We start from the raw sequence: 21,801 nt of genomic DNA on the forward strand, positions 1-21,801 counted from the left end.
ACGCAGCCGGGCCAGGTTCTCGTGGGTTCTGTGCTCCGCGCTGGCTTCGCCGGGACCGGATTCCCTACCCGGACGGTACCCGCGAGCGCGGGGCACCAAGGCGTCAGCTGGCTTCGAGAGCGGCTTCGTGAGTGATGGCGGTCGGGCTGCGCGTTTGCGTGTTCAGGCAGCCGACTACGGTTGGTCGGGGCCAGAAAGCAAGAGATACGGGGGGAGTGCGATGACGGCCGACCAGGTCGACGGTTTTGAGGAGGGGCGGCCTCGGCGGCTCGGGCGGTGGCAGCGACTGGGGGTGGCGGCGCTCGCGATCGGGGTGTTGGCGGGGGCATGGCCGGCCTGGCAGGAATGGCGACCCAACTCCTTCGCCGCGGTGCCCGCGTCCTCGTGTCACGGCACGCTGGACGAGCAGACGCTGCGCGCGCTCATGGTGGACAACGAGGACGTCGTGATGAAGCAGGGTCGACCACTGGAGACGGCCCATACGACCGACTGGCCCCGTGTGTTGGGCGGCTGTGCCGGCCAGCAGGGCGAACACCAGCTCGTGAGCGCGTTGGTGAACCAGGAAGGGGGCTATCCCGAGCCTCCGGCGACGGGCCTACCCACGCCGAAGCAAAGGCCCTCGCTGCTCCTGCAGTCAGTTTTCCACACCCGCTATCTGGACCATGGCCGGTACTTCACCAGCGAGGGCACCAGGGTCTTCTTCCGCTGCTGGACCCAGCCCTATGAAGCCGACCACTACTCGATCCCGTATTTCATGGACGTCGCCGTCCTCGGCCGGGCCGCCGGTTATGGGAGCGACCAAGGACGGCTGCCCCCCCACCAGCGCCAGCTGCTGGCCGACTCGGCCTTGAAACTGGCCAAGGTGGTCTCCACGGAGCTGCATTGCGACGCCGGTATCCAGCTTCCGGCCGAGCCGCCGGTGGACTCCTACAAGCCCGCGACGACCGACTGGCTGGCGCCGGCGGAATGAGCACGGCTTGACCAACACCTCCTGCAACGCGCCCGAGGTGGGGCCCGGCTGGTGGAGGTCTTCGCGCGAGCACGGCGGGCGACTCCCCGCACCTTCCACCCGGCCAACGCGTCAAGCCCGCAGTCGCACCCGCAGAATCCTCCCCCAGCGATTCCAGAGGTGCGCCAGACTGGCCCGCAGCGGGAGCCGCACCACATCTCCTTGGAGGCGACTTGAGGATCCGAACCACCACGAGCCGCAGACTGACTGGCGGGCACGCCGTCATGGCGGCTGCCGCCATCGGTTGGTGGACCATCACAGCGCCCTACGTCGCGGCCGGTCTCAGCAGCGACGGGCAGTATCCCCTCCCGCTCGCCTGGGCGGCCGCGCTGTTCCTGCCCATGGCCGGGTACGTGGGAGCGGGCACCATCGCCAAAACGGAGTCACGCGGTCGCCGCATGCCCGGCGGCAAGACGGTGCTGGTGCTCCTGCTGGCCGCTCTCTCCGTGGGATACAGCGTCATCGGATTCCCGGTCGGCCATCCCGGCCACGGTGGATGGCAGATCCCCGTGATGTTCGGCAGCCTCAACCTCTTCTGGTCCTACCTGGTCCCCTATACGGTCCTTGTCTCGGCCGCCGAAGAGGCCAAGCTGGCCGCCGCCAAGGAGAGCGGAGCAACCTCGTGACCGCCCTTGAACCCGCGGCCCCCAGCACCGGCCGGCGCTCGCTCCTGCGCTCCATCAGAATCGGAAGTCTCGTCCTGGCCGCCACCTCCATCGTCACCTGGGCGGGATTCACACCCGCGATGGTCGCCGGCATGCAGCAGCACGGCCTCGATGTCATCTCCGCCGGCGGCACCGTCGCAATGATGTTCACCGCTGCGGTCATGGCGGCAGTCTTCACCGTGTCCCCCGTGAAGGTGACGTTTCGACTGGGCGCGTGGATCGCCGCTCTCCTTCTCCTTGTTCTGGCCGGCACCACGACGGCACTCCACAGCGATCCCACGTTCACCGGAGACCGGAACTGGGCGGCCCCGGTCCTGGTCGGCCTGCTGCTGACCGGACACTCCTTCCTGCCCTTCTGCGTCATCCGGGAGTGGCGGATGCGCGTCCGCGCACTCCCGGCCGCACCGAGGCGACCACAGGACTGACCGCCCACGCGGACACGGGAGAGCTCCCGGCCGGTCACTCCCCCACCCGGAGCAGAAGACGGTGAGCCCCCACCGCCCTCACCCGCCATCGACAACCCCCATGGCAGGGTGAGGGCATGGCCATCATCGACACCATCCGCGCTCTACCCGGGCCGCGCTTCGAAGCCTTCCGCTACCCCCACGAGTACGCGATCGACCTCGCCGTGGAGCGCGACATCGTGCCGGTGGAGCACGTCGACGCCGGCCGGGAAGAGGTCCGGGCTGGCCTGCGCCCCGGGTCGAAGCGCGGGCCGGAGACCCGTATGGTCCTCCGGTGCGCGCTGCGCCGCTGGTGCGAGGTGGAGGGAGAGGAGCTCGACGCGGTCTACGCGACCCTCGCCGACAAGTACTTGGCGCTGCACTCCATTCTCAAGTCCTGAACCGGCACCCACGCGTCCTGCCTGCTGCGATGCCGTTCAGCAGGTGGGCGCGCTCCCTTGGACTGGGGGAGCGGTGTTGTCAGTGCTGACCGGGATGATGGGACGCATGATCGACGCCGCCGCTTTGCTGTCCTCCCCGTCCGCCTACGCCGACGCTGTTGCCGCCGCCGTACAGGCCGCCGCCGCGTACTACGCGGACGGCTCCACCCCGCTCGGGGACGACGAGTACGACGCCCTGCTGCGGGCCATCGCCACCTACGAGGGCGAGCACCCGGACCAGGTGCTGCCCGACTCGCCGACCGGCAAGGTGGCCGGCGGCGCGGCGAGCGGGGACGTGCCGCACAGCGTGCCGATGCTGTCGCTGGACAACGTGTTCTCGGCCGAGGAGCTGGAGTCCTGGGCCACCGGGCTGGAGCGGCGGCTCGGGCGGCCCGTCGCCGCCTGGTGCGTGGAGCCCAAGTTGGACGGCCTCGCGATCGCGGCCCGCTACCGGGCGGGACGCCTGCAGCAGGTGATCACCCGCGGCGACGGCCTCGCCGGGGAGGACATCACCCACGCCGCCGACGCCGTCCTCGGCCTGCCCACCGACCTCACCGAGCCGATCGACATCGAGCTGCGCGGCGAGGTACTGCTCACCCAGGAGCAGTTCGACCGCGCCAACCAGGTACGCACCGAGCACGGCGCCGCCCCGTTCGCGAACCCGCGCAACGGCGCGGCCGGTACCCTGCGGGCCAAGGACCGCCCGTACCGGATCGAGCTAACCTTCTTCGCCTACGACGCCATCGGCCTTCCCGAGCTCGACCACGCTGAACTCCTCGCCCGCCTGGCGGCCCTCGGCGCCAACACCGCCGCCACCACCGCGGCACACCCGACCCGCTGCACCGCCATCACCGAGGTCCAGCAGCGCGTCGAGGAGATCGAAGCGCTGCGCACCTCGCTGCCGTTCGGCATAGATGGCGTGGTGATCAAGGCCGACGCCGCCGCCGACCAGGACGACGCCGGCTCCGGCTCCCGAGCACCGCGCTGGGCCGTGGCCCGCAAGCTCGCCGCCGAGCACAAGGTGACCCGACTGCTCGGGGTGGAGTGGAACGTCGGCCGTACCGGGATCATCGCCCCGCGCGCGGTGCTGGAACCGGTGGTCATCGACGGTGTGACCGTTACGTTTGCGACCCTGCATAACCCCGCCGATATCGAGCGCCGGGGCCTGATGATCGGTGACGCCGTCTTCGTGCGCAGGGCCGGCGATGTGATTCCGAGGGTGGAGGCGCCGGTGGTCGAGGCGCGCACCGGCGCCGAGCAGCCGATTGCCTTTCCCGAGGTCTGCCCGCGATGCGGCGACGCCATCGACCGCGAGGAACAGCGCTGGCGGTGCGTGCGCGGTCGCAACTGCCAGGCCGTCGCCTCCATCATCTACGCGGCCGACCGCGACCAGCTCGACATCGAAGGCCTCGGCGGGACCCGCGCCGTGCAGCTGGTCGAGGCCGGGCTCGTCGCCGATGTGGCCGACCTGTTCACCCTCACCCGCGAGCAGCTCCTCACCCTTGAGCGCATGGGCGAGACCAGCGCCGACAATCTGCTCTCCGCTCTGGAGACCGCCCGCACGCAGCCGCTGAACCGGGTGTTCTGCGCGCTCGGCATCCGCGGCACCGGGCGGACCATGTCCCGTCGCATCGCCGCCCACTTCGGCTCCATGGCCGCGATCCGCGCCGCGAACGCCGAGACGCTGGCGGCGGTGGACGGCATCGGCACCGAGAAGGCCCGGGTCATCGCGGCCGAACTCGCCGAACTCGCCACGTTGCTGGACCGCCTTGCGGAGCTGGGCGTGGGCACAGCCGAGACGGCCCCGGCTGGCACGGCGACGTCGCAGGGCGCGGACACGGCGGCCGGGGAAGGCCCTCTTGCCGGTCAGGCCGTGGTCGTGTCGGGCAGCATGACCGGGGCCCTCGCCGCCCTCTCCCGCAACGAAATGAACGAACTGATCGAGCGGGCCGGCGGCAAGGCCTCCTCCTCGGTGTCCAAGCGCACCACTCTGCTGGTCGCCGGAGACAAGGCGGGCTCAAAGAAGGCCAAGGCCGAGGAGCTGGGTGTCCCGATCGCGACTCCTGAAGAGTTCGCCGACCTGGTCGCTGCCCATCTCCTCTGAGTCCCGGTGCGGTCGGCCGCCGGACCTCAGTTCGGCGGACGCGACGGTGCGCTCCGGTACAGCGGGGGAATCTGGAGGGCGCCCCGGCGCTGGAGCCCGGCGGGGGAGTACCAGTGCGCTGCGACCTGGTGTTCAGCGTCCTCTACGGCAAGATCATCGGCCCGGAGCTCATCGACGCCTCGCGCTGCAGGAGAAGGCCGGACGTCAGCGTCGGCCTGCGAGCATCCCTGCCCAAGAGTGACGGCTGTCCGAGGATGAGACGCGTGAGGGGTTGAGAGTGGGAGCTGGTCGCCGCGCGGCCGGGTGAGCGGTGGGCCGAACCGGCCTCGCCGAGCCCTGGTCTCCGCTAGCCTGCTTGAGGTGACGGAAGCGATGGACGGCGCCTCGTGTGGCTCGCGCTACAGCAAGATCGAGGAGGACCTGGTGGTCCTCGGCGAGTCCTTCGGGCTCGGTGAGATTCAGGCGTGCTGCTTCCTGCCCAACGGCCTGATGAACGGCAACTGGCGGCTGGAGACGGCCGAGGGCGCGTTCGCCCTGAAGCGGATCATGGACGTTCCGCTGCCGCTCGCCCGGCGGAATCTGGCGGTCCTGGCGGAGCTGGCCGACGCCGGAGTCCCGGTCGGGCGGCCAATGGCCACCACTTCTGGGGAGACCGTGGCGGAGGTCGCGGACCGTGGCTACTGCCTGATCCCCTGGTTGGAAGGCGGCCACCGGCCCGGGACGGAGCTCACCATGGAGCAGGCGGGGGACCTCGGTGTCCTGCTCGGCCAGATCCACCGGGTCCTGAACGGTGAGCGGACCGCCCGCCTGCTGCCGCCGGGATCGGGGCCAGCTTCCGCCCCGGTGACCACCCCGGCCGTAGCGCACACCGAGGCGGACCGCTTCCTTGCGATGATCGCCGCCCTGGAGAGCCCGGCAGCCTTCGACGCCGAGGCGGCCCAGGCGCTGGGCGAGCGCAAGATTCTGCTCGACAAATACGGCAGCGAGCGCCCCGGCACCGAGGTGGCCGCCGGTCCGGTGGGTTGGACGCACGGTGACGTGCAGCACCGCAACGTGCTGTGGCGCGACGGCAAGATCGCTGGGGTGATCGACTGGGACCGCATCCGCGTGCGCCCGTTCGGCGAGGAGGTCGCCCGCACCGCCACCGTGCAGTTCGGCGGCGAGGACGGCTTCCTCGACCTGGAGCGGACGGCCGCGTTCGTGGCCGGCTACCGGTCGGTGGTGCCGATCCTGGTGCCGGCCCTGGCGGACGCGGTGGAGCGGCTGTGGTGGAAGCGCATGTCCGACTACTGGCAGTTGGTCTTCCACTACGACCGCAACGACCACTCCTGCGACCACCTGTTCCTGCCCGCCGAGCGACTGCTGGCCTGGTGGACGGAGCGGCGCGAGGATGTGCAGGAGGCGTTCGCGGCTATGCCGTGACCACGGTGCGGACCAGCACGGCGGCGAGGGCCTCGGCGACCTGCTCCATGTAGTTCGGCGCGGCGATCTGCGGCACCTTGAGGACGATCATCTGCCGCATCGCCTTGCGGAAGTTGGGCAGCTCGTCCATGGCCGGCGGCCGGTAGGGGCTGCGGGCCAGGTGCGGCCAGAAGCGGGCGGCCAGGTCCGGGCGCTGGAAGAGCGGCACCTGGGTCCAGTCCTCGTACAGGGAGCGGACGGGGACGCCGGCGGCCTTGAAGCGCTTGCCCAGCTCCGCCGGGTCCGGCACACGGACGCTGATCGTCAGCGGGGTGCCGTACCAGCCGCGGACGGACAGCTCGCCGATCGCGGGCCAGGTGATGGGCGCGTCGTACTCCTCCAGTACCTTGCGGAGGGTGGCGAGGTTCTGTTCGGCGGCGAGCATCCGTTCGGGCAGTGATCGCAGCTGCTGGAGGGCGATGACGGCGGACAGGGCGGGCATCCGGTACTTGTAGGCGGCGCCGGTGGTGGCGAGCGGCTGCAGTTCGGGCAGGGTGAGTTCGGCGGCCAGCCTCGCGGGGTGGTGGCCGAGGGTGAGGGCCCGCTCGTAGACCGTGCGGTCCGTGGTGGTCAGGACGCCGCCCTCGCCGCCGGAGACGGCCTTGGACTCCTGGAGGCTGAAGCATCCGGCCGCACCCCAGGAGCCGACCGCGCGGCCCTGGTAGAGGGCTCCGTGGGCGTGCGAGCAGTCCTCGACGATCGGCAGGCCGCTGGCGCCCGCGAGCTGGTCCATGCGGGCGGGGATGCCCCAGGTGTGGGTGGCCAGGACCGCCGAGCAGGCACCGGCGGCCTGGGCGACGGCGGTGGCGGCGATGTTCGGGCTGTCCGGCTCGATGTCGCAGAAGACTGGGTAGCTGCCGGCCTGGAAGACGGCGGTGATGGCGGAGACCCAGGTCATCGGGGAGACCGCGACGCCAGCTTCGGGGCTGGCACCGACCGCGTTGAGGGCTGCGTGCAGGGAGGCGGTGCCGGAGTTGAACGACAGCGCGTGGCGGGTGCCGGTGAAGCGGGCAAAGGCGGCTTCGAGGGCGTTGGTGGCGGGGCCGCGGTTGATCTCGGACAGGCGGCCGTCGTCGAGGAGCTTGAGGACGGCGTCCTTCTCGGCCTGCCCGTACTTGGGCTCGCGGGGGAACGGGAGGGTGACGGCGGGGTCGTTCATAGGTGTCCTTCCGGGCGGTGCGGTGAGCGGGAGGCTGGGCGGGGTCACGGGCGGCGGCGCGCGCTGGACCTGGCGTCGGGGGTGATCCGCGGGACGGCGGCGAGGTGGCCGTGGTCGAGGTCGGCCTGGAGCTGGGCGGCCCTCAGTCGGACCATGTCCGGCTCGTCGCAGGAGGCGTGGAAGTGCAGCAGCGAGTAGGCGATGCGCAGGCGGAACAGGACCAGCGGCAGCAGGCGGTCGGCGGGGATCGGGCCGTCGAAGTAGCCGTCGAGCAGGGCCTCGGTCATCGGGGCCGGTTCGCGCAGCGACCAGCCGGCGAGTTCGGTCAGCGGGTCGCCGCCGCGGACACTCTCCAGGTCGACGACGCCGGTGATCTGCCGGTCGTCGGTGAACAGGTGCCGGCCGACCCAGTCGCCGTGCAGGAGCCGGGGCGTGCTGCGGGGCAGGCGGCCCGATCCGACGTCCAGGATGAAGCGGGTCCGGTGCAGCAGCCCGGGCAGGTCGAGGCCGTCGATGCTCGGGACGCTGCGGGGCGGCAAACTGAGGAACCAGCCCTGGACGGTGGCGTGCTGGCCGATGCCGTGGCCGTCGAGCTGGCCGAAGCTGCCGACCTCGATGCCGTGCAGGCGCCGGAGCACCTCGCCCGCGCGGGTCGCCGCGTCCAGGTCCTGCGGCGTGGGCGGTTCGGCTTCGACGGGGCGGCCGGGGCATCGGGTCTCCACGCACGCTTCCCGGCTGTGCCACAGGATCTCGGCGGCCGGGACTCCGGCCTCGCGGATGCGGGCCGAGGCCCACGCGGCGGTCGGGTAGCGCGAGCGGCTGCCCGCGCGACGGACCTTGACGACCAGCTGGTGGCCGTCGCGGGTGGTGGCCGCGAAGGGGAGGCTGTCCGTTCCGGACTTGAGCGGGGTGAAGCGCGCGTCGGCGGCGTCGAAGCCCGCCGCGGCGAGCGCGTCGACCAGCAGCGGGTGCGGGCGGCTGATCACGGCGTCAGGGGCAGACATCGGCCACCTCCGGCACGGGGACGGGACGGCGGCGGGTGGCGGAGGCCAGGGCGGCGTCCAGCAGGGCGATGGAGGCGAGGTTGCCGGCCGCGGGCACCGGCAGGGGGCCGTCCCGGTGGAGGGCGTCGACCATGGCGGTGATGCACCGCTGGTAGGCCGGAGGCCCGGCCTCGGGCGCATTCCGCGCCCGGTTGGGGGCCGGGGCCCACCGGGCGGCGAAGCCCCGGCCTTCCACCCGCCAGTCGCCGTTCGCGTCGGTCCGAAGCGCCGGGTCGACGATGTACCCGCCTCGGTAGGTGAACAGGGAGCCGTCGGCGAAGTGGACGGTGATCGCGGCGATCGAGCTGTGGGCCGCGAGGAAGCCGGTCGCCGTCTCGGTGCAGGTGACCTCGATGGGCGGCGCGGTGATCAGCGCACGGACCTGGTCGAAGGCGTGTACAGCGAGGTCCGTGGTGACGGGCAGGTGCTGACCGGCGCGGAAACCCGGGCCGGCCAGGGTGACTAGGGTGTCGGCGGTGACGGCGAACGGCGCACGGCCGCCGGACCGGACCGTTTCGGCGAACGCGAGGAAGTCCGGGTCGGCGCCCCGGTTGTGCATGACGGCCAGCAGCAGGCCGCGTTCGCGGGCGAGGTGGACCAGGTCGAGGGCGTCCGGCAGGTTCAGGGCCAGCGGTTTCTCGGTCAGGACGTGCAGACCCTGGGCGAGCGCCGAGCGGCTGACCGGGTAGTGGAGTTCGGGCGGGGTGAGGTTCACAACGACGTCGGCGTCAGCCTGGGCGAGCGCCTCGGGAAGCGTCGTGGCGACGGCCGGGCTCAGCCCGTAGCGGCCGGCGAGCACCCGCGCGGCCTGCTGGTCGGGGTCGACGAGGGCGGTGATCTCGATGCGCCCGTCGGCGAGCAGGGAACGGACCCAGCGGCTGGCGATGGCGCCGCAGCCGATGATCGCGGCCTTCACGACGCCTCCTTGAGCGGGTGCGGCCCCAGGGCCGGGCTGGGGCGGCGCTGGGCGGCCTGATGGCGGCGGACGTGGTCGAGGGCACCGGCGGTGAGGTCACCCGGCGAGCCGCAGGCCGCGTCGAGCAGGGCGACGGCCGGGGCGAGCGGGTGGGCGAGGTAGGCGTTGAAGTGCTCGCTGAAGTGCCGGTCGTAGAAGATCGTCGGCATGCCCTTGCGCAGGCGGGCCCGGCGGGTGAGCACGTCCGGGTCGGCGGTGAGCACGATCGTCAGGTCGGGCATCGCCACCGGGCGGCTGGTGACCAGGCGGAGGGCCTGGTCGTCGCAGTCGAAGCCGTGCATCCGGCCGACGGCGTGGGCGTGGGCGAGGAGGGTGTCCACGGTGCGGTCCAGGATCACGTCCAGGCCGTTGGAGAGGGCCTGCCTGGCCCGGGTGAGCCGGAGGTCCTCGACGTCCAGGAACTGGGCGATGTTGGCCAGCTGGTGCTCGGCCGTGAACGGCTCGGGGGCCGGCAGCCGGGTGGGGTCGGGGCTGGCGTGGTAGTAGCAGGGGATGACGGCGGGCCGGTTCAGGTGGGGGGCGAGCTGGGCGGCGAGCGTGGTCTTGCCGACGCAGCTGACGCCCTCGATGCCGAGGATCACGCGAACTCCCTGTCCGTGGTGGTGGATGGGGCGGTGCGGCGGTTGCTCTTGGGGGCGAGCTCGGTGTGCCGGGTGCCGGTGACCGCCCAGCGGCCGAGCGCGGTCAGCGGGCCGACGCTCTTGAGCAGGAGCCCGGCTAGCGTCTCTGCGCTCCGCACCGCGGTCTCCCACCCCGTCAGGGGTCGGCCTTCGGCTGCGGCGAGAGCGCGGACCGGCGCAACGGTGGCCGCCCAGAGTGCCGTCGCGGCCGCCGCCCGGATGGGCGGGCGCGTGTGCGGGCCGAGCGCGAGGGCCAGGCAGACGGCGGTGGCGGGCGAGACCAGCAGCCAGGCCATGCCCCGGTAGGCGCCGATGGTCAGGGCCATCGCGTGGTCGCGGCGGCGGCCGTGGCCTTCGGCGTGCCAGCGGGCGGCGCAGTTCGGGTAGTCGAGGTAGCTCTGGAACCAGCGCTCGCTCTGGGCCAGCAGCTCGCTCAGGTGCTCGGCCGCCGGGACGGTGGTGGTGAAGGGCAGGCTGTCCACCGGGATGCCGTCCAAGGTGAGCCGGTAGCCGAAGGCGACGTCGTCGAGCACGGTGAAGGTGGGCAGGCCGCCGACCTGCCGGAAGACGTCCGTGCGAACGAGCAGCCCGTGGCCGACGGTCTGGGCCAGCCCCGGCAGGCCATGGCCGGGGTGTGGGCGGCGGCTGGCGTCGGCGTACCGGCGGAGGTTGGGGATCTCTCGTCGCAGGGTCCACAGGGTCTGGGCGCGGGCGGCGCCTCGGCACAGTCCTCGCTCCCACCAGCTGCCGGCCGCGTCCTGGGTGGCGAAGCGGGCCGACTGCTGGACGACACGGGGAAGCTCGCCGTCCTGGGCCCGGCGCCGGGCCAGGAACTGGGCGGTCCGCTCCAGCAGCTCGCGGCCCGGGCGGGAGTCCACGTCGTAGACGGCGATGTACTCCCGGTCCGCGGCGGTGGTGGCGAGTTGTTCGACGGCGGCGTTGACCTGCGCGGCCTTGCGTCCGTCGCCCTGGTAGTGGACGTGCCGGACCACCGGCTCCTCTTCCGGCAGGTGCGCGAGTTCCGCCGTGATGACGTCGGCCGTGGTGGGGAAGCCGGACAGCACCTCGGCGGCCACGGCCTTGGTCAGTGAGCCCTCACCGGTGCCGGACAGGGCCTCGCCGAGGGCGATCAGCTCGTCGCCGGTCAGCTGCGGGAAGCGCTCCACCGTGAGGTCGGCCGCCGTCGCCCCCGCGAGCCGGGCGGCCAGGTGTCGGCGCTCACGGTCCTCGCGGGCGGTGGACACCAGGGTCAGCGTCGAGCCGGGGAAGCCGCGCAGCAGCGGGACGAACCAGGCCAGCACCGCGGTGATCTGCTGTTGCTCGCGCAGCACCGGGATGACGACGTGCAGCACCATCGGCTCCGCCGACCGCCGGTTCCCAGCTGGTGCGGGCTGGTCGGCCCAGGTCAGCGTCCGGCGGACCTGCCGCATCCCGTTCAGGTTGCGCGCGGCCACGGCGGCGGCGGTCCACCAGGCCGGGCTTCGCCACAGCGGCTTGCGCCCTTTCGTGTTCACTCGGTGCCGCCGTCGGGGACGTAGTCGTGGAACAGCCGGTAGGTGTCCCGCAGAGAGCTGGCCTGATAGGTGTCCTGCCAGGGCTTGTCGGGGCCGGCGAAGTGCACGAGGGCGGCGGTCTTCTCGTCCTGAAGGAGCTGGGCGAGCGGGCTGTCGGCCTCGGCGTAGTGGATGAAGCCAGGCTGGGCGGCCTGCGGAGACATGGCGAAGGTGTTCCACCGGCGTTCCAGTCGCTGCCAGTTGTCGTCGACGGCCCAGTTCAGGGCGTCCTGGTCCCAGAACCGGACCTTGTCCGGGTGCTCGGACAAGAACTGCCGGGAACGCTCGAAGACGCCGAGCCGCCGACAGCGGTCGAGGTCGATCAGCATGACGCCGCTGTTGAAGTAGTCCCGGCCGTACGGGATGCCGAGCTGGTCCCAGCCGGGCAGCTGAATGCCTCGGCCGATGACCGGGTTCTGCGGGTCGCGCACCGCCCCGATCGGGCGCCCGTCCAGGGACTGCCGCAGCAATGGCCGGAGGTCGCCAAGCACCAGGGTGTCCGCGTCCAGGTACAGCACCCGGCGCTCGTCCGGGATGACTTCCGGGATGGCCAGTCGCACGTAGACGGCGCCGCTGACCCAGTCGGAGACGGGGTAGCGCGGGTCGGTCAGCGGTGCCAGCCGCAGCTCGGTCCGCAGGCCAGTGCGGTCGGCGTCGCGCAGGATCGCCTTTCGGTTGGCGGCGCTGATCTGCTGGTCGAGGACGATCAGGCGAAGCTCACCGACGGTGTCGGGGTGGGCGGCGGCGATCGAGTGCATCAGCGTCCGCAGCGGGCGGGCGTATCCGTCGTCGACTCCGCAGACGAGCGCGGGCAGCGGGCGCGGGGCGGTGTTCACGAGGCGCTCCTTCCGGTGGTGGCGGTGGTCTGGCGGGGGAAGTGCTGCTGGGCCCAGTCGAGGGTCTGGCGCAGGCCATCACGCAGGTGGGTGGTGGGCTCCCAGCCGAGGTGGGCGCGGGCGGCGGTGATGTCGGGGCAGCGGCGCTTGGGGTCGTCGGCGGGCAGCGGGACGAAGGTGATGGCGGAGGCGGAGCCGGTCATCGTCCGGATCTCCTCGGCGAGCTGGAGCATGGTGATCTCGTGCGGGTTGCCCAGGTTCACCGGGTCGGCGTGATCCGCGGTGGCGGCGGCGAGCAGACCGGCGACGGTGTCGGCTACGAAGCACAGCGAGCGGGTCTGGCTGCCGTCGCCGGCCACGGTGATCGGCTCTCCGGCCAGCGCCTGCTGGATGAAGGCGGGCACCGCGCGGCCGTCGTCGGCGCGCAACCTCGGGCCGTAGGTGTTGAAGATCCGCACGATGCGCGTGCGGATGTTGCCGGAGCGCTGGAAGCAGGAGGTCAGGGCCTCGGCGTACCGCTTGGCCTCGTCGTAGACGCTGCGGGGGCCGACCGGATTGACGTTGCCCCAGTACCGCTCCGGCTGCGGGTGCACGAGCGGGTCGCCGTACACCTCGGACGTCGAGGCGAGCAGGAACCGGGCGTGCTTGGCCTGGGCCAGTTCCAGGGCGTTGAGCGTGCCCATCGCGCCGACCTTCAGGGTGGCCAGCGGGTGGCGGGCGTAGTCCAGTGGCGAGGCGGGCGAGGCGAGGTGGAAGACGAAGTCCACCGGGCCGGCCACCGTGAACGGCCTGATCACGTCGTCCGTCTGGAAGCGGAAGCCGGCGGCCGAGCGCAGGTTGGACAGGTTGTCGAGGTGGCCGGTCAGCAGGTTGTCGACACCGACCACCTCCGCGCCCAGTCCCAGCAGGCGCTCGCACAGGTGCGAGCCGATGAACCCGGCGGCGCCCGTGACGACAGCGGTGCGACGGGCGAAGGCACCGGGTGTTGCTGTGGTCTCGGGGTCTCGCGTAGGGGGCGGTGGTGCTTGCAGGCGTGGCACGGTGCTTGTCCTCCAAATCGTCAGGTGGGTGCTGGCCGTTGCGGCGGACGCGGCAACACGGGCCCGGGCTCAGACAGCAGGGTCGTGATCGGGAAAGGTCCGTACGGGTGGCGCCGCGACCGGGGCGCCAGATGATCGCTCCCTGCACCATGGGCGCGAACCGGGCCGCCATCGCCCGGCCCTTGGCGCTGGCCGCCTTGGCCGTCGCCTTGAGCAGCCGGCGCTGCACCCCACCCAGTTCAAGGGAGGGTGGTCTTTCGGTAGTGATGGCGCTGTTGCCCTGGGCCCACGGGCACGGGGCGGTGGGAGGGGGCTGTGGAGGTCACCGGGTGTCCTGGTGGAGGTGCGCGCAGGCGGGGCAGTCGGGGTTGCGGGGGTGGGTGACCGGGGTGAGTGGCTGACCGGCGGGGGCGATCAGGCTGTGGCGGTAGACCGTGGCCGGTTGGAACTCGCGGGTGCCGGTGAGGTGGGTGAGGGCGGCATGGGCCGCGAGGTTCCCGGTCAGGCCTGCGGTGACCGCGGTGACGGGGTGTCCGGTGGTGCGGGGCAGGGCGGCGGGTTCGACGGTGCCGTCGATGCCGGGCAGGCCGTAGGCGAGGGCGTCGTGGTGGCGCAGGCACTCCCAGCACGGGCCGTCGCCGAGGCCCGGCACGTACAGGGCGGTGCTGATGACGGGGCCGTGGTATCCGGGGTCGACCCAGGCGCATCCGGTGTCGATGCTGGCGCGGTTGGCGATCCGGCGCAGGCCGTCGGGCTGGTCGGCGGCGAGGATGAGCAGGTCGCTGTCGCGCATGAGGGTCGCGAACCGGGGCCGTCGGGTGACCTGCTCGGGGAGGGCGACGATGTCGAGGCCGGGGTGGCGTTCGGCGAGGCGGTCGCGGGCGGCGTCGGCCTTGCGTCGGCCGCTGTCGGCCGCGGTGTAGAGGAGTTGCCGGTTGAGGTTGGATTCCTCGACGCGGTCGTGGTCGACGAGGACCAGGTGGCCGACTCCGGCGCCGGCCAGCGCGGCCGCGGTGACCGATCCGGTGCCGCCGATGCCGACGACCGTCACCGTCGCGTTGGCCAGGAGCCGTTGGACGTCCCAGCCGTTGCGGTCGGGTCGGCGGTCGACCATGTCCCAGTACTCGGCGTCCCGAAGGTGGCGTCGCACGGTGTCCTGGTCCAGGTCGGCGGCCGGGCCGGGGGCGACGTGCTGCAGGTGTCCGTGTCGGGCGAGGTCGGCGAGCAGGTTTCTGACGGCGGCGGCTGGCGCGTCCTGGTGCTCCGTGGTGACCGCGGCGACGACCTGGTCTGTCGTCAGGGTGCCGTCCAGGAGGTGGAGGAGCGTGCGGCGCCAGCCTTCGGGGTCGGGCAGGATGCTCGCGATGCCGGGCAGCGATCCGATCTGGATGTTGCCGTCCGGCCGGATACTGGGCTGGTGTTCGGTGCGCAGGCGCGTGGTCACCGGGGCTCCTCGATGCGGTACGGGGGGACGGGGGACGGGCCCGGCTTGTGGCCGGGCCCGTCGGGTGGTGCGGGTGTTACTGGCCGGAGACGGTGAGGGCCAGCAGCGCGCTGTCGGCGGCCGGGCGCAGTCCGGTGTCCTCCTGCTCGGTGTCCTCGGGGTCGACGGCCGTGGTGGTGGCGGTGTTCTCCACGATGTTCTCCTTTCGTTTTCGAGTGGGGTTGTGGCGGATTCGCCGGGCCCTATGGAAGCATGCTTCCAATAGTCGCGGTAGGCGTTTCCGGGGATTATTTCCGAACGTTTTTGGCGTCTATTTTCGGGCAACACGATATTCCAGTCCGGTGTTTTCCGGGCCGGTTTCAGAGAAGGGTGTTCGCTGTGACTGATGTCCTTTCCGGTCTGAATGAGCGGTTGGCCGGCTGGGCGGACCTGGTGCCGGGTGGGGAGCTGGTGCCCTCGGTGGAGGACGTGGTGAGGCGACTGGGCGATCTGGCCCGGCGGGAACCGGCGCTCTGCCGGGTGCGGCGGATCGGCACTTCACGTGAGGGGCGGGCGCTGCAGGTGCTGTCGGTCGGGGCGGGGCGGCGGTGCGTGCTGGTGGTGGGCGGCCCGCATCCGAACGAGCCGGTCGGATATGCGACAGTCGTGTTTTTGGCGGAGCTGGTGGCTGCGCGGCCGGAACTGCGGGGCGGCGTTTCGTGGCATTTCCTGCCCTGCGTGGACCCGGACGCCGCAGCCCTGAATTCGGAGTGGACGAGCGTCACGCTCGACCTTTTCACCCAGCACCGCTATTTCTACCGGCCGGCGCTGGCCGAGCAGCCGGAATGGACCTTTCCCATTCCGTGGCGGGACGGCGAGCACCGGTTCGGGCTGCCGGAGAACCAGGCGCTCTCGGACTTGGTGGACGAGCTGGAACCGGCCGTCGCCGTGAGCCTGCACAACTCGGAGCTCGGCGCGCCCTTCTACACCGCGTCCCATGAGGTGCCGGGCTTGGCCGAGCAGCTGGCGGCCGTCGCCGCCCGGCATGGCTTGCCGGTCTCCGAGGCCGCGTCCGGCGACGTCGTCGGCTGGCCGGTGCTCGGCCCCGGGGTGTACCGGATGCCGCCGGTCGAGGAGCTGGTGATCCGCGACCACGACGGCGACGCTCCGGCCTTCGGAGCGCACCTGAGCCACTACGCCGCCCGGTACGGCACGCTCACCCTGCTGCCGGAGGTCCCCCGCTGGCAGGCGGCCACCGTCTTCGAGACCTCGCCGCCCGTGGCGCTCGCCGTCCTGGCCGAGGCCCTGATCGGTGAGGTGGCCGAAGTCCGGCAGTTGATGGAGCAGGCCGGCTGCCTGGACGACGTCTTCGCCCGCGCGGCCGCCGACACCGCCGCGGTCGCCGACAGCGAGGCGCGCTCCTGGCACCGGCGCGCCGCCAACGGCGACACCGTGCCGGGCGGAGAACTGGCCGAAGCGCACTACACCCGGGTCATGCTGACGCTGCGCTCGGCCGGGATGGCCCTGCGATCCGTGTGCGAGGCCCCGCCCAGCCGGACCGGCCACCAGGCCCGCGCACGCCTGGAAAGGCTGCTGTTCGAACGCTCCCAGCGCAGCGAGCGGGAACTGCGCGTCAGCCCGGTCCAGCTGCGCCGTCTGGTGGCGGTGCAGGCGAGTGCGGCGCTGGCCGCCGCCGAGCTCACCCGGTAGGGGCCGGGCACTGCTCACCGCTTGGCCTTGTGCCTGCGGCACGGGCAGGGGTGGTGGGCCGGGAGCTCGCTGATGGCATACAGGCCGAAGATCACGTGGGCGCCGCTCTCAGCGCCGAGCGTTTTGCGCAGGCGGCCCAGCCTGGCGGTGACGGTGTCCGCGGCGATGGCGAGTGTGCGGGCGATCTCCCGGACCGTCAGCCCTTCGGCGAGCAGCTCGGCGGTGCGACGCAGCGAGTCCGGGATTCCGTCCTCGGGCGGGCGCAAGCGGGGCGGCGTCAGGAGTTCGGTCCGGCACGCGATGGCAACCGCGTGGGGGCGCCCGGTGGCCTGGAGCGCGTGCACGACGTCGCGAATCGCCTCGGCGCCGGCACGGTCCCGGTCCTTGCTCGTGCTGACGGTGTTCCGGCCTGCGCGCAGCAGTTGGCTGATCCGCTCGGTCGAGGTGCCCCTGGCTACCTCGGCCAGCACACGGTGCTGACTGCCGGTGAGGGTCAGGGTGGTGCCGCAGTCCGGGCAGGGCAGGCCCGCGAGCACGGCCGGCCCGGGGTCGGTGAGGGTCATGATGTGGTGGCCTCGGGGTCGCTTTGGCAGGGGCAGGGGTGGGTGTCGTCCAGCAGGCGGACGCAGTGGAGCAGACTGACGGTCTGGGGACGGGTATGCAGGCTGTGCATGCGCGTGAATCGCCGCAGGGCCTCGTCCACCGCCCGGGCCGTTCGCCCGGTCTGCTGGCCGATCTCGCTGTCGGACAGGCCTGCGGCCATGCCCTGCAGTGCGGCCAGTGCGCTGTCGGTGGGCGGGCGGTCCAGCCGCCGGAACCGCGCTGAGCGGCGAAGCAATCCGGCCCGGTAGGCGATGTCGATGGCGTGGACCGGGTTGGCCGCGCCGAGTTCGGCTGTCAGGGCCTGGAGATCGCCTTCAACCTGCGTTGTGGTGCTGCGCAGGTGTCCGCCGATGGCGCGCGGGGTGTGCCCGTGCGCGGTGAGGGTGAGCAACTGGGCCTGCGGCTGGGTAACCAGGAGCCGGCCGCCGCAGGCCGGGCAGGGGGTTCCGGCGATCAGCAGTGGCAGCAGGCGGCCGGGGCGCACGGGGCGCCTGGCCGGGGTTCTGCGTCGTTGCGGGTACTGGGCCGGGTCGAGGAGGAACAGCGACGGCCAGGTCATCACCGCCCCCAGTCCCACGGGCGCTGGTGGGCTCCGCGCAGGCACGCGATCTGGTGCGCGGCCTGCTGGCGGGCGCGGCCGTCGAGGCGGGAGCGCCGGACGGTGTCCATCACCGCGGTGAGCGCGACGACATCGCGCACGCTCTGGTAGCCGTCCCAGGTGCCGATCCGGTCGTAGGGCAGGGCGACGTCGGGCCGGGTGCGGGAGGTGTAGGCGGCGGTGTAGGCCTGGAGGTCGACGGGGCGCCCGCGCAGGAACTCGGCCCGCCAGCGGGCCGCGACCAGATCCCACTCACGGCGGCCGAGCCGCGGCGGGCGCCGCAGGAGCAGCCGCGGGCAGCGGCCGTCGTCGTAACAGCAGGCCATACGGGTGTCACCGAGGATGACGGTGGGCGGGGTGGGCCAGTCGATGCGCTCCCACTCCTCACGCAGGCGGGCGGCGTGCTCACGCAGGAACCACTGGCCGGCCTCGTCGACATCGGCATCGGCCAGGCCCTCCAGCAGACCGTCGAACGGGTCGTGAGGCTCCAACCACAACGCCAGCTTCGGGTGGACGCCGTGGACGGAAGCGGTCGCCCACGCACTCACCGCGGGATCGTCCTGCCGCCTGCCGGGCTGATGCCAGAAGGTCACGGCGCGCCCGCCGGCAGTACGGACGCAGTCGTAGTGCGGCCGGACGACGGCCACCGACTCCTGCTCCAGCAGCCGGGCTGCGCGCAGCAGCGCCCATGCTTCGTCCAGGTCCGTGTGCACGAGGGCGACGGCGGCCGAGGCGGGCAGCGACCACGCCTGGATCGGGTGCTCGCTGACCAGCTCGGCCCGGTCGGGGTTGTCGCCAGTGACCACGCAGACCTGGGTCAGGGCCGAGTAGGCGGCCGTGATCTGCTGTCTGCGCGCTGCCTTGGTGACCTTGAGCAGGGCGGTGGTGGTCGGTCCGACGCTCACGGAATCCTCGGGTACGAAGTCGGTGGACAAGGTGGTGGTGGTCCGGGACGGCGCCTCCCGTGTCGCTGTCCCGGACCGGCCGGCCCCGTGCCGGGTGGCACGTGCCGGTACGGACGACGGGTGCAGCAATCCCCAGTCACGGCGTCGTCCGGTTCGGCCGGGTGCGGGCGCAGGGGGTGACGCCCGCACCCGGCCTTCACCCGCCCCAGCTCCCGGGCGGGTGGTCTCAAGGTGGTGCGGGCCCGGCCAGGGCTCCCGACCGGTCGGCCGGGCCCGCATTTGGCGGACCCTCGGCCGCCGGTTTCCGCCAGGCCGTCGCCCCCACAGCGGACGGCTGGCAGGAGCCCCGCAGCCGTCTCCCCCGGAGGCACGGGAAAGAGGAGGCAGTCACGGGGCCGCGCGGTGAACGCGGACGCGGACGGGGCCGCGTTGCTCTTCCGCTGCCCGCCTTTCCCGGGCGGGCGTCTGGAGTCCGGTGGCGTCTGCGCACGGGGAGGCTGCAGGCCGCCACCGGAGGTCTATGAGGCGGCGCTCACGCGGCAGGTCTCGGGCGCTGACGCAGCGTCGGGCGCACCGGGAACGTGCCGACAGCAGGCTGGGGCCGCAGTACCCGCACCGAGCTGACGTCCGGGTGCAGGCCGAACTCGGCCAGTGCGGTCTGCACCCAGCGGCGAAGGGCCCCGATCTGCACCAGTTCGGCCGGGATCGCAAAGCTCAAGTGAGCTTCGTGCGATGCGAGTTGCGCTTTCACGGGCATGCCTCACTCACTCGGGTAGCCAAAAGTAGTCGCACAGAGGTTCCCGGATGTGTCACGCCGGGAATGAGACGAAGGCCGTCACTTGACTGCCCGCCTCAGGTGCTGCTGTTCATTCAACTGCCGTACATGGGCGGCCGGAACCGGTCATGCTGGACCGCAGCGTGAACGCCGTGAACGCTCGTAGACGGAGTAGCTGAGGATGACTGCCAAAGCTTCGAACGCTGGCCTAGCCGCTTTGCTCGAAGAGGCCCAGTGGACCAAGACGCAGCTGGCCCGGGCCGTAAACCGCGCCGGTCGGGAGATCCAGCTGGATCTCAACTATGACTACTCTGCGGTCTCCCACTGGGTGCGGGGCACCCAGCCCACTGACCGGGTTCAACCGGTCATCTGCGCAGTTCTCACCCGCAAGCTCGGCCGAACTGTAACGTCAGTCGAGGCGGGGTTCTCCCGCCCCAACGACGATCTGCTGCACCCTAGTTCGGGTGATGTCGTGGACAGGATCGTGAATCTCGGGAGGGCCGACATGGACCCATCACGGCGCAAGTTGCTCAAGGCCGGCCTGTACTCCGCTGCCCTGGGTATCCCGGCGTTCACGGAGCTGGGTGACCGCCTTAACGCCAGTTCCACCCTGGCAGGGCGGACAGTCCGTGTCGGCCCCAATGAGGCCGCGACTGTCCGCAGGATGACCGAGCGGATCGCGGACATCCTGGACGAGCTCGGTGCGGGCCACGCCCGCCCGATGGCCGCAGCCTTCCTGACGAACACGGTGGGCACCTACCTGCGCGCTGACGCCATTGAGAAGGTCAAGGCCGAGATGCTGACCGCCGCGGCCGACTTGGTCTACCTCATGGGCTGGATGGCGATGTACGAGATCGAACACGGCCTCGGGCAGAGCTACTACCACCGGGCGTTGGAGCTAGCCAGGAACGCCGACGACCACATCACGTACTGCCGGACGTTGCGCGGGATGGCGCTGCAGGCCGCGAACCTGAAATACGGGCAGAAGGCTCTGAACCTCGCCGATGCAGCCGCAGAAGCAGCTCCGAAGGCAGGCCCCCGGCTGGTCGCCTTCCTCGCCGGCCAGCAGGCACACGGCGCAGCCCTCGTGAAGGACAAGCCGCTCGCTTTCGCACGCCTCCAGCAGACGGAGAAAGCCTTGTCGAAGGCCGAGGGCCGCAACGACCACGTCGGCGGATACGACATCGCCGCATACCACTTTCATGTGTCCAGCGTCCTCTACGCCCTTGGAGACGTGCCGGGCTCCATCACCGCGATGCAGCAGTCCCAGCGGCTGCGGCCCCCGACGGAGAAGCAGGGCCGCGCGCACGCCAACGGCGTCCTCGCTCAACGCCAGCTGGAGGTCGGGCACATCGAACGGGCAGCCCTGACCTGGCACAACTTCCTGGACGACTACGAGACCCTGTCATCGGCCAGGGCCGATGACCACTTCCGCCAGATGCTTGCTGGCATCCGCCCCCACACCGGCAACGCGAGGATCCGAGAGCTGAACGAACGCGCCCGCGCCCTGGTCGCCACCAAGGCCTGAGCGGTTGATGGGAGTCACCCCGTTTGCGGCTCCTACTTCCCGCGTCAGGCCGACTTCGAAAGCTCGGCTGCCTTCACCGCGTTGGCCTCGGTCTTCGAGGTCTGACCCACCGGGTTCCAGGGCGCGTACAGCGCTCCACAGCGCCAGGCCCGTTCCGCCGCGTCGGAACGGTCCTGCGCGCGATTCACAGGCTGTGGATCGGGGGGATCGCAGAGTAGTGCTGACATCGCGCCCGACACGGCGGTGATGGCGGCGGCGCATTCACGCTGAGCGGAGAGCACCGAGGGGGATACTCTCGGTATGGCCGACACTGACACCTACGCCCACTCGCCCGAGGTCTGGACAGCTGGACGCCTCCGCGAAGCGATCAAGGACCTCCCCGACGCCACACCCATCCACATCGGTGTTGCGTCCGACCCAGGCGACTTCGACGGCTACCAAGACCACGTCCTGGTTGACTGCGAACCCATCGAGCTGGCCGGCGACGACGGCGCGCCGGAGCAGGCCGAGGTCGAGTACACGCTGTTCGCGGACTGGCCCGCAGGAACCTACGACGTGTTGGGCTGACAGCTCCGCTGCGGGCGGCTACCCGGACCTCAGGAGCCCTCCTGGCATGCTGCCCTGTGCCAGCGACAGCGCCCGTCGGGCCGACCCTGCTGCTGCGACGGCGGCCCCGGCCCTGAAGGGTGTCTTTACTGTCGATAGGGCGGCTGAGCTGCGATTTTTTCGGGCGAGCGTGTTCTGGGCATGATCGCTGGTTGTGGGTCTGCGACTGCTCTACTTGATCTTCTGCCGCGTGCTGGGCTGGCTGGCTGTGTTGGGCCGTTCCTCTGCCGTGAACAACGCTGAGATCCTCGCTCTGCGCCACGAAGTCTCGGTACTGCGCCGCCAGGTGGAGCGACCGCGGATG

General features: G+C 71.6%; 22 protein-coding genes. 9 read left to right on the forward strand and 13 right to left on the reverse strand.

Going from position 1 to position 21,801, the window contains the following annotated elements; all coding sequences use genetic code 11:
• Positions 1 to 220 precede the first annotated feature (220 nt).
• The 6 genes from ACH4E7_RS40720 (at position 221) to ACH4E7_RS40745 (ending at position 6,083) form a co-directional block, all read left to right on the forward strand.
• Complete coding sequence (locus ACH4E7_RS40720) at positions 221 to 970, forward strand: hypothetical protein (protein ID WP_396254259.1); 750 nt, start codon at positions 221 to 223, stop codon at positions 968 to 970.
• 212 nt (positions 971 to 1,182) lie between these two features.
• Positions 1,183 to 1,635 carry a hypothetical protein gene (locus ACH4E7_RS40725; protein WP_396254260.1) on the forward strand — a complete coding sequence of 151 codons (453 nt, stop codon included), beginning with the start codon at positions 1,183 to 1,185 and terminating at the stop codon, positions 1,633 to 1,635.
• The gene (locus ACH4E7_RS40730; protein WP_396254261.1) at positions 1,632 to 2,099 is read left to right on the forward strand and encodes a hypothetical protein; all 468 of its coding nucleotides are present in this window, start codon (positions 1,632 to 1,634) and stop codon (positions 2,097 to 2,099) included. Before ACH4E7_RS40725 ends, ACH4E7_RS40730 begins: the two co-directional genes overlap by 4 nt.
• A 116-nt stretch (positions 2,100 to 2,215) precedes the next feature.
• On the forward strand, positions 2,216 to 2,518 hold the full coding sequence (locus ACH4E7_RS40735; protein ID WP_396254262.1) for a hypothetical protein: 303 nt from the start codon (positions 2,216 to 2,218) through the stop codon (positions 2,516 to 2,518).
• A gap of 97 nt (positions 2,519 to 2,615) precedes the next feature.
• Complete coding sequence (gene ligA, locus ACH4E7_RS40740) at positions 2,616 to 4,661, forward strand: NAD-dependent DNA ligase LigA (RefSeq protein ID WP_396254280.1); 2,046 nt, start codon at positions 2,616 to 2,618, stop codon at positions 4,659 to 4,661.
• 360 nt (positions 4,662 to 5,021) lie between these two features.
• Complete coding sequence (locus tag ACH4E7_RS40745) at positions 5,022 to 6,083, forward strand: homoserine kinase (protein ID WP_396254263.1); 1,062 nt, start codon at positions 5,022 to 5,024, stop codon at positions 6,081 to 6,083.
• Here the strand turns inward: ACH4E7_RS40745 and ACH4E7_RS40750 are convergent.
• The 8 genes from ACH4E7_RS40750 to ACH4E7_RS40785 form a co-directional block, all read right to left on the reverse strand.
• Positions 6,073 to 7,281 (reverse strand): DegT/DnrJ/EryC1/StrS family aminotransferase, encoded by a 1,209-nt coding sequence (locus ACH4E7_RS40750; protein WP_396254264.1) that lies wholly within the window; start codon positions 7,279 to 7,281, stop codon positions 6,073 to 6,075. The two genes, ACH4E7_RS40745 and ACH4E7_RS40750, sit on opposite strands and share 11 nt — an antisense overlap.
• 44 nt (positions 7,282 to 7,325) lie before the next feature.
• Complete coding sequence (locus tag ACH4E7_RS40755; RefSeq protein ID WP_396254265.1) at positions 7,326 to 8,285, reverse strand: phosphotransferase family protein; 960 nt, start codon at positions 8,283 to 8,285, stop codon at positions 7,326 to 7,328.
• Positions 8,272 to 9,240, reverse strand: a complete 969-nt coding sequence (locus tag ACH4E7_RS40760; RefSeq protein WP_396254266.1) for a Gfo/Idh/MocA family protein — start codon at positions 9,238 to 9,240, stop codon at positions 8,272 to 8,274. Before ACH4E7_RS40760 ends, ACH4E7_RS40755 begins: the two co-directional genes overlap by 14 nt.
• A complete protein-coding gene (locus tag ACH4E7_RS40765) occupies positions 9,237 to 9,881 on the reverse strand; it encodes a hypothetical protein (RefSeq protein WP_396254267.1) in 645 nt (214 codons plus the stop codon). Before ACH4E7_RS40765 ends, ACH4E7_RS40760 begins: the two co-directional genes overlap by 4 nt.
• Positions 9,878 to 11,434 carry a glycosyltransferase gene (locus ACH4E7_RS40770; RefSeq protein WP_396254268.1) on the reverse strand — a complete coding sequence of 519 codons (1,557 nt, stop codon included), beginning with the start codon at positions 11,432 to 11,434 and terminating at the stop codon, positions 9,878 to 9,880. Before ACH4E7_RS40770 ends, ACH4E7_RS40765 begins: the two co-directional genes overlap by 4 nt.
• The gene (locus ACH4E7_RS40775; RefSeq protein ID WP_396254269.1) at positions 11,431 to 12,309 is read right to left on the reverse strand and encodes a glycosyltransferase family 8 protein; all 879 of its coding nucleotides are present in this window, start codon (positions 12,307 to 12,309) and stop codon (positions 11,431 to 11,433) included. The genes ACH4E7_RS40770 and ACH4E7_RS40775 overlap by 4 nt, the downstream gene beginning before the upstream one ends.
• Complete coding sequence (locus ACH4E7_RS40780; protein WP_396254270.1) at positions 12,306 to 13,349, reverse strand: UDP-glucuronic acid decarboxylase family protein; 1,044 nt, start codon at positions 13,347 to 13,349, stop codon at positions 12,306 to 12,308. Before ACH4E7_RS40780 ends, ACH4E7_RS40775 begins: the two co-directional genes overlap by 4 nt.
• 322 nt (positions 13,350 to 13,671) lie before the next feature.
• Positions 13,672 to 14,793, reverse strand: a complete 1,122-nt coding sequence (locus ACH4E7_RS40785; protein WP_396254271.1) for a HesA/MoeB/ThiF family protein — start codon at positions 14,791 to 14,793, stop codon at positions 13,672 to 13,674.
• A gap of 378 nt (positions 14,794 to 15,171) precedes the next feature.
• Here ACH4E7_RS40785 and ACH4E7_RS40790 point away from each other — a divergent pair, with 378 nt between their 5' ends.
• Positions 15,172 to 16,482: a M14 family zinc carboxypeptidase gene (locus ACH4E7_RS40790; RefSeq protein ID WP_396254272.1), complete on the forward strand. Its 1,311-nt coding sequence runs from the start codon at positions 15,172 to 15,174 to the stop codon at positions 16,480 to 16,482.
• 14 nt (positions 16,483 to 16,496) lie between these two features.
• Here ACH4E7_RS40790 and ACH4E7_RS40795 read toward each other — a convergent pair whose 3' ends face one another.
• From ACH4E7_RS40795 to ACH4E7_RS40810, 4 genes are all read right to left on the reverse strand, one after another.
• Complete coding sequence (locus tag ACH4E7_RS40795) at positions 16,497 to 17,045, reverse strand: LuxR C-terminal-related transcriptional regulator (protein ID WP_396254273.1); 549 nt, start codon at positions 17,043 to 17,045, stop codon at positions 16,497 to 16,499.
• Positions 17,042 to 17,644: a hypothetical protein gene (locus ACH4E7_RS40800; protein WP_396254274.1), complete on the reverse strand. Its 603-nt coding sequence runs from the start codon at positions 17,642 to 17,644 to the stop codon at positions 17,042 to 17,044. Before ACH4E7_RS40800 ends, ACH4E7_RS40795 begins: the two co-directional genes overlap by 4 nt.
• A complete protein-coding gene (locus ACH4E7_RS40805; protein WP_396254275.1) occupies positions 17,644 to 18,588 on the reverse strand; it encodes a hypothetical protein in 945 nt (314 codons plus the stop codon). The genes ACH4E7_RS40800 and ACH4E7_RS40805 overlap by 1 nt, the downstream gene beginning before the upstream one ends.
• 532 nt (positions 18,589 to 19,120) lie before the next feature.
• Positions 19,121 to 19,306 (reverse strand): hypothetical protein, encoded by a 186-nt coding sequence (locus tag ACH4E7_RS40810; protein WP_396254276.1) that lies wholly within the window; start codon positions 19,304 to 19,306, stop codon positions 19,121 to 19,123.
• A gap of 238 nt (positions 19,307 to 19,544) precedes the next feature.
• On the opposite strand from ACH4E7_RS40810, the gene ACH4E7_RS40815 reads away from it, so the two are divergent.
• Positions 19,545 to 20,891, forward strand: a complete 1,347-nt coding sequence (locus ACH4E7_RS40815) for a hypothetical protein (RefSeq protein WP_396254277.1) — start codon at positions 19,545 to 19,547, stop codon at positions 20,889 to 20,891.
• A 44-nt stretch (positions 20,892 to 20,935) separates the two neighbouring features.
• On the opposite strand, the gene ACH4E7_RS40820 is transcribed toward ACH4E7_RS40815, so the two are convergent.
• Positions 20,936 to 21,172: a hypothetical protein gene (locus tag ACH4E7_RS40820; protein ID WP_396254278.1), complete on the reverse strand. Its 237-nt coding sequence runs from the start codon at positions 21,170 to 21,172 to the stop codon at positions 20,936 to 20,938.
• Between the two features lie 19 nt (positions 21,173 to 21,191).
• Between ACH4E7_RS40820 and ACH4E7_RS40825 the strand changes: the two genes are divergently transcribed.
• Positions 21,192 to 21,458 (forward strand): DUF6225 family protein, encoded by a 267-nt coding sequence (locus ACH4E7_RS40825; protein ID WP_396254279.1) that lies wholly within the window; start codon positions 21,192 to 21,194, stop codon positions 21,456 to 21,458.
• Positions 21,459 to 21,801 lie beyond the last annotated feature (343 nt).

This window comes from Kitasatospora sp. NPDC018058 (assembly GCF_044327205.1).
Taxonomy (GTDB): domain Bacteria; phylum Actinomycetota; class Actinomycetes; order Streptomycetales; family Streptomycetaceae; genus Kitasatospora.

Bases quoted from the DNA above. Each gene is read 5' to 3' on its own strand.
- ACH4E7_RS40795 (WP_396254273.1), bottom strand. From the start codon at position 17,045: ATGACCCTCACCGACCCCGGGCCGGCCGTGCTCGCGGGCCTGCCCTGC.
- ACH4E7_RS40755 (WP_396254265.1), bottom strand. From the start codon at position 8,285: ATGTCTGCCCCTGACGCCGTGATCAGCCGCCCGCACCCGCTGCTGGTC.
- ACH4E7_RS40735 (WP_396254262.1), top strand. From the start codon at position 2,216: ATGGCCATCATCGACACCATCCGCGCTCTACCCGGGCCGCGCTTCGAA.
- ACH4E7_RS40800 (WP_396254274.1), bottom strand. From the start codon at position 17,644: ATGACCTGGCCGTCGCTGTTCCTCCTCGACCCGGCCCAGTACCCGCAA.
- ACH4E7_RS40825 (WP_396254279.1), top strand. From the start codon at position 21,192: ATGGCCGACACTGACACCTACGCCCACTCGCCCGAGGTCTGGACAGCT.
- ACH4E7_RS40750 (WP_396254264.1), bottom strand. From the start codon at position 7,281: ATGAACGACCCCGCCGTCACCCTCCCGTTCCCCCGCGAGCCCAAGTAC.
- ACH4E7_RS40815 (WP_396254277.1), top strand. From the start codon at position 19,545: ATGACTGCCAAAGCTTCGAACGCTGGCCTAGCCGCTTTGCTCGAAGAG.
- ACH4E7_RS40720 (WP_396254259.1), top strand. From the start codon at position 221: ATGACGGCCGACCAGGTCGACGGTTTTGAGGAGGGGCGGCCTCGGCGG.
- ligA (WP_396254280.1), top strand. From the start codon at position 2,616: ATGGGACGCATGATCGACGCCGCCGCTTTGCTGTCCTCCCCGTCCGCC.